This is a genomic window from Arthrobacter koreensis (assembly GCF_035792275.1).
Taxonomy (GTDB): Bacteria; Actinomycetota; Actinomycetes; order Actinomycetales; family Micrococcaceae; genus Arthrobacter_B; species Arthrobacter_B koreensis_A.
In genome coordinates, this window is sequence record NZ_JAMWKK010000012.1 from 47,233 (window position 1) to 61,355 (window position 14,123).

Below are 14,123 nucleotides of genomic sequence, written 5' to 3' on the forward strand. Positions count from 1 at the left end.
GAAGAGTCAGTGAAGAACAGGTCACCACAGATGAACAGTGCAGCTCCAAACAGTTCATTCCGGCGCAGCCTCCGCGCCCAAGCAGCACTGATGCTGGCGGTGCTGCTGGCTGCAGCACAGCCGGCTTTGCCGGACGCACTGCTGGTCCCCGCGGCGGCCGCGGCAGACTGTTCCGCAGCCGCCAGTCCGGTGGCCTGCGAGAACGCGAAACCCGGCGCGGACCCGGATGAATGGGACATTGAGAAAGCCGGAGACCCCAGCATCCAGGGGTTCTCCACCGACATCAGCGTCAACGCCGGGGACAGCCTGGACTTCAAGATCGACACCGATGCCTCCGCCTACACCATCGAGATCTACCGCACCGGCTGGTACCAGGGACTCGGGGCCCGGCACATCGACTCGGTAACGCCGTCGGCCGCGCTGCCGCAGAACCAGCCCGAATGCCTCCGCGACGTCAGCACCGAACTGGTGGACTGCGGCACCTGGCACCGCTCTGCCACCTGGCACGTCCCCGACACGGCGGTCTCCGGGGTCTACGTGGCGCTGCTGAAGCGCACGGACACCGGCGGAGCCAGCCACATCACCTTCATTGTGCGCAGCGATGCGTCCACGGCCGACGTCGTTTTCCAGACCTCGGATCCAACCTGGCAGGCTTACAACACCTACGGCGGGTCCGACTTCTACCGCGGCGCCGCCAACGGACGCGCCTACAAACTCAGTTATAACCGGCCGGTGACCACCCGGGCGGACAACGACGGCCGGGATTTCTACTTCAGCGCCGAATACCCGCTGGTGCGCTTCCTGGAAAAGAACGGCTACGACGTCACCTACCAGTCCGGCGTGGACACGGACCGCTACGGAGAGCGGCTGCTGAACCACAGCGTGTTCCTCTCCGTGGGACACGACGAATACTGGTCCGGTGCACAGCGGCGCAACGTGGAAGCAGCACGGGACGCCGGGGTAAACCTGCAGTTCCTCTCCGGCAACGAAATGTACTGGCGCACCCGGTACGAACCCTCACCGGCCGACGGCGGCGCCCACCGGACCCTGGTCAGCTACAAGGAGACGTGGGCCAACACCAAGATCGACCCGGTGCCGGAGTGGACCGGCACCTGGCGCGATCCCCGGTTCGCCGCGCAGAACCAGGGCGGCGGCCTTCCCGAAAACGGCCTCACCGGGACCGCCTACGTGGCCAACTTCTCCGACCTGCCGGTCACCGTCAGCGCTGAGGAAGGGAAGTACCGGCTTTGGCGGCACACTGAACTCGCCGCGCAGAATCCCGGCACCCGGACGGAGCTGGCGGCGCACACCATCGGCTACGAATCGAACGAGGACCTGGACAACGGCTTCCGTCCGCCAGGGCTCGCCCGGCTTTCCACCACCACCGGTCCCACACCCCAGTACCTGCGCGACTTCGGCAACACGGTCACGGAGGGCACCACCACCCACCACGTCACCCAGTACCGGGTACCCGGCGGGGCACTGGTCTTCTCCGCCGGCAGCGTGCAGTGGACCTGGGGACTGGACCGGGAACATGATGGCTGGGGCGCACCGGCGGACCGCAGGATGCAGCAGGCCCAGGTCAACCTGCTGGCGGACATGGACGCCCAGCCGGCAACCCTGGACCCTTCCCTGACCCGCACCTCCAAAAGCACTGACACGTCCGCGCCGTCCACAGCCATCACCTCGATCCTGCCCGGAAGCACGGTCGCCAACGGGCAGGCCGTGACCATCTCCGGAACCGCCGCGGACACCGGCGGCCAGGTTGCCGGGGTAGAGGTGTCAACCGACGACGGCGAAACCTGGTCCGCGGCCGAGGGCACCACCGCCTGGCGGTATACCTACACACAGCACGGCATGGACACCCAGACGATCCGCGCCCGCGCCGTCGATGACAGCGGGAACTTTTCCGCAGCCGGGGTCTCTGCCCCGGTGAGCGTCCAGGGCCCGTTCACTGTTTTCGGCGGGGTGGAACCGCAGACACCGGACGGCCTGGACCGCTCCCCGGTGGAACTGGGCATGCGTTTCACCCCGTCAGTGTCAGGGTTCATCAGCGGAGTCCGCTTCTACAAGTCAGCCGCCAACACCGGCCAGCACACCGGAACCCTCTGGGACAGCGCCGGAAACGCCCTGGCCAGCACCGTGTTTACCGGAGAGAGCGCATCTGGCTGGCAGCAGGCAGTGTTTGCAGAACCCGTCGCCGTCACTGCGGGGAGCGGTTACGTGGTCTCCTACAGCACCCAGGCCGGCCACTACTCCACCGCCCCGGAATACTGGTCGGCACACGGCAGCAACGCAGCCCCGCTCCTGGTCGCCGGAGGGTTCGGGGCTCCGCCTGCCGGGGTATTCAACACCACACCCGGCCGGTTCCCGGCAGACAGCTACCGCAACACCAATTATTTCGTGGACGCTGTCTTTGAAACGACCAGCAACGCCCCGCTCTCCGCGTCCTCCCATACCCCGGCAGACGGCTCCACCGGAGTCCAGACGGCCACCCGGATCAGCGCCGTGCTGTCCCGGGAAGTCCTGCGTGAAAGCGTGAGCATGGAGCTCCGCGACGCTGCCGGGAACCCGGCCGCGGGCACCACCCGGTACTCCGCGGCCAGCCGCACGGCCGAGTTCCTCCCACAGGAACCCCTCGCCGAGGGCACCCGGTACACCGCCGTGCTCACTGCCACGGATACCGAGGGCCGTGCCCTGGTGGCCGGTGGAACCTGGTCCTTCTCCACCGCGCGGAACGTGGCAGAAGGAGAATGCCCCTGCAGCCTGTTCAACGAGGACACGATTCCCGCCCTGCCGCAGCTCTCCGACGGGATTCCGCTGAGCCTGGGCGTCGCGTTCCGCCCGGACGCCGCCGGCACGGTTACCGGTATCCGCTTCTACAAGGGACCGGGCAACACCGGTGTCCACACAGGGCGGCTGTTCGGCCCCGGCGGCACCGAACTGGCAGCGGTGACGTTCACCGGCGAATCCTCCTCCGGCTGGCAGACCGCGTCCTTCGCGGTTCCGGTTCCGGTGCAGGCCGGCCGCGAGTACGTGGCGGCCTACAGTTCACCAACCGGAGGGTACTCAGCCAACCCCGGGCAGTTCGCCGGCAGCTACACCTTCGGGCCGCTGACCGTTCCGGCTGACGGCGGCAGGTATGTCTACGGCGGAACCTACCCGGACCGGACGTCCACCTCCGGTTACCTGGTGGACGTGGTCTTTGAGCGCAGCGGCCCGGCCCTGGGCGTGCACGCGAAGGCACCGGCCGACGGCGCCACGGGCGTCCCTGCCGACACCCGGATTTCAGGGACGTTCTCCCACGACGTGGTGCCGGGATCCGCCGCCTTTGAAGTCCGCGGGCCGGACGGGCAGACGGTGCCGGGGCAAACCTCCTACGACGCCGGAACCCGCACCGCCACGTTCACCCCCTCCGCCCGGCTGGCCGGGGGCGCCGCGTACACGGTGCAGCTTCACGCCACCGCCGTGGGCGGACTGGCCCCGGACGGCAGCGGCAGCTGGAGATTCACGACGGCGGAACCACCGCCGGAGACCGAGTGCTGCAGCCTGTTCCCGCCGGATACCGTTCCGGCCGTGGCGGTGGTCGCGGACGGCTCCCCGGTGGTCCTGGGCACTGCCTTCCGTTCTTCCATGGACGGCGTGCTCCGCGGCCTGAAGTTCTACCAGGGACCCGGCAACACCGGCACGCACACGGGCCAGGTATTCAAGGCTGACGGCTCTGTCCTGGCCTCGGCCACGTTCACCGCCGCAGCCGGTACCGGCTGGCAAAGCGTACGTTTCACCACCCCGGTTCCGATCCGGGCAGGGGAACAGTACGTAGCCGCCTACACCTCGCCGTCGGGCACGTATTCCGTCACCCCGGGCCAGTTCGCCGCGGCCTACGAATCCGGCCCGCTCACGGTGGATCCCTCCGGCGGCCGCTTCACGTACTCCGGCGGATATCCCGGCAGCACCTCAGCGGCCAGCTACCTGGTGGATGTCCTGTTCGAGCCCGCCGAGCTTCCAGAAGAACCTGAAGTCCCGGACACCGGCTGCCCCTGCAGCCTGTACGCCCAGACGGACGTCCCGCTCATCGATCGGGTCCTGGACGGAACACCGGTCACGCTGGGCACCGCGTTCTCCGTTGCCGGCGCAGGAGAAATCAGCGCGCTGCGCTTCTACCGCGGGCAGGGCAACACCGGCCCGCACACCGGGTACCTCTACGACGCCGACGGAACCGAACTCGGCCGGGTCACTTTCCCGGCCGGCGGCGGCTCCGGCTGGCAGTCCGCGCTGCTGGCGCAGCCGGTCCGGCTGGTGCCCGGCACCGAGTACACGGTGGCGTACACCGCGCCGGCCGGCGTCTACTCCGCCACCCCCGGCGGTTTCGCTGCCGGACGGGACCGGACACCGCTGCTGGTCCCGGCCAACGGCGGGCGCTACTCGTACTCCGCGGCGTTCCCCACCACGCAGACCGGGGCCACGTATCTGGTGGACGTGGTGTTCAGGCGGGATCCGGACTAAGAATGCCGGACCGGGTTACCGGACCGGGTTACCGGACGACGGCGGGAGACCAGGCATGCTCGATGAACAGCCTCGGTTCCCCGCCGGCGAGGTCGAGCGCCCAGATGTCCGAGTCGCCGGGTGTTCCGTCCCGGGGCATCCCGTACAGCACCGTGCCCTCATCGAGCCACTCAACCTGGTCATCGACGCTCCGTGTTTCGCCCAGGACCGTCTCGGTGAGAGTGTCCAGCTCAAGCACGGCGACCCGCCAGTGCGGAACGGCCGACCCGGAGACCTCCTTTTTGTAGGCGATCCGCCGCCCGTCCGGTGAGAGCGATGGGCACTCCACGCCGTCCCGCAGCGCCGTGAGCGTACGGGCCAAGAGGCTGCCGCGCACCAGCCAGGTCGAGGATCCGCTGGCCGCCGTGGCGTAGAAGGTGTCCCCGTCCGTGCCGAACGTTATGCCCCAGATATTTCGGTCGACGGCGGTCACCTCCGCGCCGTCGACCAGCAGAGTGAAGTCCTGGATATTGCCATGCTCCGTGCCGTCCGCGCCGGTAATCCGGGTTTCCGTTGAAAACCCCGTGCCGGCGTAGGAATGCCCCGTCACGAAAGCGGTGGACGCGATCAGCCCGCCGTCCGCAGAGACCCTGGTGCGGCTCGGGATCCCGGCCAGCGGCCAGGAAGCGAGTGTGTTGCCCTCGGCGTCGAGAAGCACGTCTGAAAACGCCGTCAGCACGCCGGCCGCGGTCTGCAGACAGGAGCGCACGGTGCCGGCGGCGTGGACCCGGTCGCACACCGTGTCCTCTACCCGGCGCGCACCGGCGGGGTCCGCCAGCGGCACCGTGGCAAGGTGCCCGTACCCGTCTCCCGCCGCCGTGTTGCGGAACACCAGATAGGCACCTGCCGGCAGCGCACGGGAGGCGTCCACCGCCACCTGCGGCGCAGCAGCTGAGCGCTCGCGGTAATCCTGCAACGCGGTAAACCCGTACAGTGCACTGCCGGCGACGACGGCGGCAGTCACCCCCGCGAGCACCCGCCACCGGGCTGCCGAGGCCGGCGGGATCCCGGCATCGGGAAGCGCATCGGGGGAAGGGGCAGCCGGATATGGTCCGGAGCCTGCCGGCGTCGTCATGGGGTGTCCGCAGCGGGGACCGGGCGGCGGGCCGCGGACCGGATGAGCCAGGCCGCGGCGGGCAGCGCCAGGGCCAGGGCGCCCGCCGCCAGCCACAGCGCGGGCTGCGGCCCCAAGGTGTACCAGAGGACGCCGAACAGGCTCGAAGCAACCAACCTGCCAAGGGCAACCACTGTCTGGGCTGCGGCGATTCCGGTCGCGCGGACCCTTTCGGGCACCAGTCCTCCCATCAGCGCTGCCAGCACTCCGTCCGTTGCCGAGTAGAACGCGCCTAGAGCCAGCAGACACAGCGAAGTGGCCGCCGGGCCGCCGAAACCGGCGCAGACATAAGCGGCCAGCAGGCCGGCATGGCCCAGCAGAAACACGCGGTGCCTGCCCCAGCGGTCCGCGGCGCGGCCCAGTGGAATGGCCAGCAGGAGATACGCGGCATTGGTTCCCACGAAAAGCAGCGGGAACCACACCGGGCTGAACCCGCCCGAGGCCAGCAGCAGCAGATACAGGAAACCGTCGCCCACACTCAGTACGGAAAGCAGCCCGGCGGCCAGCAGCAGGCGACGGACCAGGGGAGTGTTCAGCGACCGCAGGGCACGGCGTCTGCCGTCCCGTTCCCGGGCCAGCGGCCCGGAAACGGAGCTTGTTTTTCCGCCGGCCGCGATGTCCCCGCGGGACTGCGCACGCAGGTTAGGGACCAGCAGCACGAGTACGGCAACGCCCAGGACAGCAGCACCCAGGGACAGCACGAACACTGTTGAGTAGCCCTGCGGAATGACCAGCAGGACCCCGAAGGCCAGCAGCGGTCCGGCGGTTGCCCCCACAGTGTCCAGCATGCGGTGCACGCCGAAGGAACGGGCCAGGTGCTCCGGCTGCGCCGCGGCGGTGATCAGCGCATCCCTCGGTGCGGTCCGGATGCCCTTGCCGATCCGGTCCAGTGAAATAACGGAGGCCACCGCCCCCACCGAAGCTGAGAGCAGCAGCCCGGCACGAGCAGCCATGGACAGCCCGTAACCGGCTGCCGCCACCCACTTCGGCCGGTCCACTGCGTCAGAGGTCCAGCCGGCACCGATCCGCACTACGGCACTGATGCCCTGCTGCAGGCCGTCCAGGAAACCGTACGCCAGGATGGACAGTCCCAGCGCTCCGGTGAGGTACACCGGCAGCACCGCAGCCACGGCTTCGGAGGAAACATCGGTGAGCAGGCTGACGATGCCCAGCCAGATGATTACCGGAGAGAGCCGGAAGGGCACCCCGGACGTGGCCGCACGGTTGAGCCGGCGGGCCCGTTGGTCGGCAAGGGAAAGGTACACGGGACTCCTACAGGCCGGCGCGCAGGACGGCGAAAACGAAGTACTCGGTGCCGGTTCCGGGCACGGAGCCGCCCGCGGTTACCGTCACGGAACTGTCGCCGTAGGAGAAGACCGCGGTGGTGACTCCTCCAGCGGTTTCCGGGGCGCCGGGCTGGAATCCCAGGGCCGCGAAGTGGCCGTCGTAAAACTCCAGCACGGCTGCCGGATCAGCTGCTGCGCGCAGCCCGGCCTGGAGGGTGTTCCCGGAGGACGCCACCGAGGAGGAGATCACACGGGAACCGGGTACCGGGGGCACCAGCTCCTGCGGGAACGCATCCACCAGCCGGTCCTCGGCGGCGTCCGCGTCCGGCAGCGGCAGCGAGAGCAGGGCCCGCGGCTCCGGGAGCACGCGGGAGGCCGGAAGTGAGCCCGCCGGCTGCCCGGCACCACCCGGGGGAACCTCCAGCGGACGGCTCTGGTCCGGTGCAGGCGCCGGCGGAAGCGTGTTGGATGCGGCATCGGTTTCCGTTGGCACGGCGCCGCCGGGAACCTCACCTGCCGCGATTCCCTGGCCGTTCTCTCCGGGAGCCTGGGCCCCGCTGTTCCCCGGCATCCGGGACAGGATCATACCCGCGGCAACAAGCAGGACAGAGACCACCAGCCCAAGGAACACCAGGACCCGGCGGGTCTGCGGCTGCCGGCTGCCCCGCTCCACGGTTCCGGACGGGAGGCTTTCAGGACGCAACGTTCTGCTGCTGCCGTTCCGGGCGGGTGCTTTCATCGCGTTCCCACGAGGTATCCGGCCCGGCCGCTGACGCGAGCCTCCGGCCAGCCAGGGTGAGGGCGGCGTAGACAGCGGCGTCCAGCGCGCTGCGCGGTCCCCGGATGGCGCCCAGAATGCCGGCGGCACTCGACGCAGCCGTACTGTTCAGGGCTCCCTGTTCAGCATTGCCGCGGTAGGTACGCCGCAGGACGGCCAGCAGCCCGGGGATGTCCCGGGGCAGCCGGACCAGTACGGGTGGGCAATCCAGCACGGTTTTCTCCTCCTCGGGGAAGAACCGCTCAACGTACAGATCGTCCGCGACGACCGCTGGCAGCATCCCCAGGCGCTCGCCGGCCTCTGCGCTGAGGGCATAGGCACCGGCCCCCCAAAGCGCCTGCCTGGAACCGGGCAGGTTCCTCCGCGCCCGGTAGTAGGACCTGACCAGCGGGTTCGCGCCGTCGAGGTCATATTCGACGGCGGGGCGCACGGCAAGGGAGCCATTGACCAGTGCCTCGAAGACGGCTCTCACAGTCTCAGGACGTACCCGGATGTCCGCGTCCAGATACAAGCGCGGCCAGTGCGATGCGGCGGCGTTTCCGGCGTTGATGGCGGCGGTCTTGGACGCTTCGTCCAGCTCAAGAACCCGGACCCCCGGCCGCAGCCGGGCCTGACGGGCGGAGCCGTCGGTGCATCCGTTGCACACCACGATCACCTCCGCGCCGGCCGCCACTGCAGGACCAAGGGCGTCCAGGGTCGGGCCGATGACCTGTTCCTCGTTATGGCAGGGAATGATGACCGTTCCCGCGGGAAAGGGAGCAGGAGAAGAAGCCCTTCCTGCAGCCGCCTCTGCTGCGTGGAGGTGATGCTCCGGCACAGCGGCGCGGCGCGCATGGGGGAGCCGGCGGCGCCTGCCCTCGAGCAGCAGGGCCGGAACCGCCTTGCTGTGCCCGGCCCTGCCCGTCCTCAGCACCTCGGAGAGCAGGACTGCGGCCCGGAAGGCTGCCGCATAGCCGCGCCCGCGGTGCAGCTGGGCGTACCGGACCCGGTTCACGGCCATGAGTGCCGCAAGGTCGTCGGACTGGCCGGATCCGCCGCGCCGGTGGGTCATCGTGGCGGCGGGTTCGAACCACACCTGCGCTCCCGCCCTCCGGGCGCGGTGGAAATACTCGGTTTCCTCCGAGTAGAGGAAGAATGACTCGTTCCACCCGCCGAGCCTTCTGGCGAGCGGCATGTCCACCAGGAGAGCCGCTCCCGTTGCCCAGTCCACGGGATGGGGATAAAGGTAGGCTTCGGCGTCGTACTCTATCTCCGAGAGCCAGCCCGGGCGCCGGGGGAAGCGGCGGCCGGCGAAGGCATCACCGACGGCACGCATGATGCTGGGTTCCCGGCGGAGGGAAGGGTAAGTGCTTCCGTCCTCGTCGGCGAGCAGGGGAACGACAATGCCGGTACCCGGCTGCTGCAGACGCTTGAGCATGGCTGCCAGGGCGCCGCGGCCGACTCGAAGGTCAGGGTTCAGCACCAGCACTGCTCCGGTATCCCCGGCATGCCGCGCAGCAGCGTTGATCCCGCCGGCATAACCGAGGTTGCCGCCGGTTTGCACCAGCACGACGTCGGGATGGGCAGCCACTTCAGAAACCGTGGCATCCGTGGAGGAGTTGTCCGCGACCACAACGCGAATGGCAAGGTCCTCGGTTTCGGCGCGCAGGGAGGCAAACAGGTCCGGTATGTCACCAGCATTGTTATGGGTGACGGCCAGCACACACACGTCTGCGTAGCTGCCGGCCGGCACGAAGCTGCGGGACACGGGCGACGGGGACGGGGCCGCGGGAGGAGGTACTTCCCGTATGGGTACGGGAAGCGGGGCAGCGCCAGCCGGCCGCTGCAGCCGTACGTACGCCGGCGGACCCTGCAGCAGATAGCGCCGTGACAGCCGGCGCGGTTCCAGTGCCAGCCGCCAGGCCCACTCCAGGCTGTTGGCACTGGCCCAGTCCGGCGCGCGGCGAATGCGTCCGGCCAGGAAATCCACCACCGCTCCGAAAGCCAGCAGGACCCCGGCCCCGGTGGCCGCACCGTTCTCTGCTATCCACAGTTCCTGCCGCGGTTTCCCGAGTCCGACGATCAGCACGTCCACTCCGGTCCGCGCTATCTCAGCGGTCAGGGCCAGATTGGCGGCGGTATCTCCCAGCTTGGCGCGTTCGGGTGCCCAGCACCCCGCAATGTGCAGCTTCGGCCGCAGCCGGGGCAGTATCCGGAGCAGCCGCTGGTGGGTCTGCGGCGCCCCGCCCAGGAAGCCAACGCTCAGGCCGTGTTCTTCGCAGCGGTCCAGCAGCGGGTTGATGAGGTCGCTTCCGGCCAGGCGCGGCCATTGCCGCCCGGTGATCTTGCTGGCCCGGGCGGCGACCGGCGCACCGTCCACGAGGCTGAGCCACTCCACGGGCCCGCTGCGACCACAGCTGTCCAAGGCGCCTGCCCAGCGTCCGCCGTTGCCGAAATAGTGCAGGTGGTCCAGATTCACCGACGCCACAGCCAGGGGAGGACAGGCACCTGAACCTGCGCGCCCCACTATGGTGCTTACTGCGTCGCGGGCCGACAGCAGGTCGACACGCATGCCGGCCAGGACCAGCTGGGTGCTCCTGCATTGGGGGTTGGATCCGTACCGAACGGGCACGGCGGTGCCCGGATTACTGCCTAGCTGAACCAAGTCCTTCTCCTCCACCTCGTTACTACCGCCAGCGAGAATAGGAGGGAGTGCAGAAGGGGCACTGGGTATCGATTACTGGTCTCTGCGCGGGCTGCATCGCCGGCGGCGGGTAATTCTGCTAGGCCGTACCCGGGTGGGGGATCTTGTCAGGCATATTCCAGGCATTGCCGGGTGAAGCTGCTCAGTCCCGGTAGCTGGTCTGCTCCTGTTCGCGGCTGGAGGACGGCGCCAGTACGCCGTCTGCAGCAACCTCAAAGACGGCGCCGGTGACGGGGCAGCTCCACTCGTCCGGACCGGGGCCGGCGGTCAGCGGGTGACCCGCAGGGCCAACCCATCCCACCTGCCGCGCCGGGACACCAGCGACCACCGCATAGGCAGGAACGTCCCGGGTCACAACTGCCCCGGCGGCAACTGTTGCCCAGGACCCGATCCGGACGGGCGCTATGCAGACCGCCCTGGCGCCGATCGAGGCACCTTCTTCCACCTCGACGCCTACGGGATCCCAGTCCTGCGCGGTCTTGAGGGAACCGTCAGGGTTGACCGCGCGGGGATAGACGTCGTTGGTGAACACCACGGCCGGCCCTACGAAAACTCCGTTCGCCAGGACCGCCGGTTCATAAACCAAGGCGTGGTTCTGGATCTTGCAGCTGTCTCCGATCCGGACACCCGGGCCTATGTAGGCGCCCCGGCCGATGATGCAGTCCGTCCCAATCACAGCGTCTTCCCGAACCTGGGCCAGATGCCAGATAAGGGTCCCGCTGCCCACCGCTGCAGTTGCGGCGACATCTGCCGACGCCTCGATCCTGCCCTTCATGCAAGTTCCCTTCCCTCCCGCGGACCGTTTGTCCGGCGTGCCTGCCACACCCTACAGCCGGGTCCGCCGGACGGGTAGGCGGCATTCGCTCCCAAGTAGTCACGGCATCCGGGGTGTGCGGCCACACGGACCAAGTGGTCCAAAGCCCAGTAACAACTACCTGTTGGCGCTGGAACTCCGTGTACCTACGCTCTGATTCGGGCCTAATACCTTGAGGCAGGAATCAAATGCGCGCTGCACCACCCCCACCTTTGTATCGCGGACGTGCCGCCGCCGGAACGCAGATCCGGCTGGTCGGAAGGAACGAAGAATTCAGCTCTGTAGTCTCTGCGGTGGAGTCGAACGGCGGCGCCGTGATCGTCGGTCCTGAAGGAATAGGAAAAACCGCACTGGCCAACGCCGCGGCCCGGGCGGTTGCACAGGAGGACTTTCACGTAGTGCACTTCCGCGGCAGCAGTTTTTCGGCCGAAACCGCGTACGGCGCCCTGGCCTGGGTGCTCAGTGAAATGCCTGATACCCCGCTGGGAAATCCGGTGCACGTGCTGCGGGCGCTTAAGGAGCATTTGGCTCAGCGGGCCGAAGGGCGGCGGACACTGCTGGTGGTGGACAACGTCCATGAGCTTGATGCCCTGAGTCAGACGGCAATAGTCCAGCTGATGCGGCAGTCCGCAGCCGCGATGCTGGCGACGACGCCGGACCTGCTCCGCTGCGGAGAGGAGCTGGTGCGCCTGTGGTCAGAAGGGATGATCCGCAGAATCGACCTGGGCCCGCTTGAACCGGCCGGTGCCGTCGCGCTCATGGAACAAATCACCGGCGGCAGGCTGTCAGCACTCGCCGCGCATACTGTCTGGCGCCAGACACGGGGAAACCCGCTGTTCACGTCACTGCTCTGCCGCGACCAGGTAGCTGCGGGACGGTTGAAGGAGCGAGGGGGAATCTGGACACTGGCCGGGCCGCTTTCCTTCAACGGTGAAATCGCGGACTGGCTGGAATCCTGGTATCGGCGGATCGGGAGCCGGGAACGCCGGATAGTCGACCTGGTCTCGCTGTGCCCCGGGATTCCGCTGCACGCACTGCTGGGCGTCGCTGACGCCGAATGCATAGAGTCCCTCGAAGAGCAGGGGGTGCTGACGGTCAGCCACGGAGAGGGAGCAGTCCTGCTGAGTGACCCCCTCTACGCGCGGTTGGTCGCGGAGCGGGTGCCCATGGGCCACTTCTTCGAACTCTGGCAGGAGCTGCTGGCCGCCGGCCTTGATCCTGAGTCGTGGCCGGACCGGCCGGCCAGGGCTTTCGCCCTGTGGGCGGCGGCCGCCGGCAGCCCTGTTGACGCCGCGCTGGCTGCCCGGGCCTGCGCCGCCGCGAACCGGGACGGGGAACCGGCCGATGCCCTTCGCATTGCCGACGCAGTGCAGAACCCGGGGACGCACCCCCGCCTGCAGCTCGAGCGGGCCCGGGCTCTCCGTGCCGTCCAGGAGCTGCAATCAGCCGAAGCGGAGCTGCGCCGGCTCCTTGAACGGGACGATCCTGAGACGACCGTCCCGGCGCTGCTCGAACTGGCGCTGGTGGTCCGGTCGATGCCGGAGCCGTCGATGTCTCCGCTGGAAGCACTGGGCCTGGCCGAAGCGGCTGCGCACTCGCAGCCGGAGCCGGCCCGAACCGGGTTGCTCCATCAGGTGACTGCGGCCCGCGCCTTCCTCGCGGCCTTGGATTCGAATCCCGCTATTGCCCCTCCGGAACTCGGGGCGCTCTGCCTGGACTGGGCGGTTCCCGCCGCCGTCCTGCTCCCCGCCCGCGCCAGCCGCTGCCAGCTGCTGGCGCTGGAGGGCAGGGCGCAGGAAGCGCGGCTCGAAGCGGCGGAGCTGTGGGAGAGCCTGAAACAGGCACGGGGGCTGCCGCTCGCCGCCGGCGCCGAGATCCTGGACGGGATCCTGTGCACCTACATCATGTGCGCCGAACCGCTGCAGGCGCTGACGCTGCTGGACCAGGCCAGGAAGGTCCGCTATCTGGAAACCCATTTAAGTGCCTGGTCCGAATTGCCGGCAGGTGTCATCCATGCACTGTGCGGGCGGTCTGATGCCGCACTGGAATGCCTGCTTCCGGCACACCGCCAGCTGGAGGTTGACGACCGCGGTGAACTGCTGCCGCTGGCGCTCGCCGCCATGGGGTTCTGCTACGCGGAACAGGACGAGTGGGACATGATGGCGGAGTACCTGGCTGCCGTCCCGGAGTTCAAGACCGTCCCACCCGCACACGTACTCACCGCCACCCGTTTTTTCCAGTTGGCCGCGGCACTTCGCTTCAGTACCGATGGGCAGCCCTCCGCGGAACTGGCCGCCCAGGGACGCCGCGCTGCGGGGCTGGGCAATTATCCCGCAGCAGTCCTGTGCCTTTCGGCGGCGGCGCTGTCCGGTGACACTGCAGCTGCAGCGCTGCTCGAAACAACGGCAGGGTCCGGGGACGGTGCTCCTGCCCGCATGTGGGAAACCCTTGGGGCCGGGCTGGCGCGGAAATCCGGACGGGATCTGTTTGATGCCGCTGCCGCGCTGCTCGCCCGTGGCCTGTACGGGCACGGCTACCGGGCGGCGTTGGCTGCCCAGGAAGCCGCTGAGACTGCAAACCAGCGTGAACTGGGGCGGCAGGCCCGAATGGTGGCCAACGAGTGCTACCGCATGCTCGCTGAAGCGAACAGCCTGGCGAGCCGCCTTGGGACGTTGTCCGATTTTGAGCGTGACCTCGCACGCAGGGCCGCATCAGGTGCCAGCAGCGCCCGCCTGGGCAGCGTCCTGCACCTCTCACCCCGAACAGTTGACTGGCACCTGGGCCGGATCTTCCTAAAGCTTCATGTATCCGGGAGAGCGGAACTAAGGCGCCTGCTGGGTGACGGCAAGAGCGCCCGGCTGCCGGAGGTGACCCAGTACTTCAAGTAGCGCATGTGTCTCTCC

7 protein-coding genes are annotated in these 14,123 nt (G+C 68.6%); 2 read left to right on the plus strand and 5 right to left on the minus strand.

The window, feature by feature from the left end; all coding sequences use genetic code 11:
- The first annotated feature begins 30 nt into the window (after positions 1-30).
- Positions 31-4,506: a DUF4082 domain-containing protein gene (locus tag NGB94_RS12410; protein WP_325790952.1), complete on the plus strand. Its 4,476-nt coding sequence runs from the start codon at positions 31-33 to the stop codon at positions 4,504-4,506.
- A gap of 28 nt (positions 4,507-4,534) precedes the next feature.
- Here the strand turns inward: NGB94_RS12410 and NGB94_RS12415 are convergent, their stop codons facing one another.
- The 5 genes from NGB94_RS12415 to NGB94_RS12435 form a co-directional block, all read right to left on the minus strand.
- On the minus strand, positions 4,535-5,620 hold the full coding sequence (locus NGB94_RS12415) for a hypothetical protein (protein WP_325790954.1): 1,086 nt from the start codon (positions 5,618-5,620) through the stop codon (positions 4,535-4,537).
- On the minus strand, positions 5,617-6,924 hold the full coding sequence (locus NGB94_RS12420; RefSeq protein ID WP_325790955.1) for an MFS transporter: 1,308 nt from the start codon (positions 6,922-6,924) through the stop codon (positions 5,617-5,619). The genes NGB94_RS12415 and NGB94_RS12420 overlap by 4 nt, the downstream gene beginning before the upstream one ends.
- A gap of 7 nt (positions 6,925-6,931) precedes the next feature.
- On the minus strand, positions 6,932-7,648 hold the full coding sequence (locus tag NGB94_RS12425) for a hypothetical protein (protein WP_325790956.1): 717 nt from the start codon (positions 7,646-7,648) through the stop codon (positions 6,932-6,934).
- A complete protein-coding gene (locus NGB94_RS12430) occupies positions 7,638-10,367 on the minus strand; it encodes a WecB/TagA/CpsF family glycosyltransferase (RefSeq protein WP_325790957.1) in 2,730 nt (909 codons plus the stop codon). Before NGB94_RS12430 ends, NGB94_RS12425 begins: the two co-directional genes overlap by 11 nt.
- A 181-nt stretch (positions 10,368-10,548) precedes the next feature.
- Entirely contained in the window at positions 10,549-11,181 is a 633-nt protein-coding gene (locus NGB94_RS12435) for an acyltransferase (RefSeq protein WP_325790958.1), read from the minus strand.
- A gap of 227 nt (positions 11,182-11,408) precedes the next feature.
- Here NGB94_RS12435 and NGB94_RS12440 point away from each other — a divergent pair, with 227 nt between their 5' ends.
- Entirely contained in the window at positions 11,409-14,108 is a 2,700-nt protein-coding gene (locus tag NGB94_RS12440; protein ID WP_325790959.1) for a helix-turn-helix transcriptional regulator, read from the plus strand.
- The last annotated feature ends 15 nt before the right edge of the window (positions 14,109-14,123 follow it).

Coding starts and splice junctions, on each gene's coding strand:
- NGB94_RS12435 (WP_325790958.1), bottom strand. CDS start 11,181: ATGAAGGGCAGGATCGAGGCGTCGGCAGATGTCGCCGCAACTGCAGCG.
- NGB94_RS12440 (WP_325790959.1), top strand. CDS start 11,409: ATGCGCGCTGCACCACCCCCACCTTTGTATCGCGGACGTGCCGCCGCC.
- NGB94_RS12415 (WP_325790954.1), bottom strand. CDS start 5,620: ATGACGACGCCGGCAGGCTCCGGACCATATCCGGCTGCCCCTTCCCCC.
- NGB94_RS12410 (WP_325790952.1), top strand. CDS start 31: ATGAACAGTGCAGCTCCAAACAGTTCATTCCGGCGCAGCCTCCGCGCC.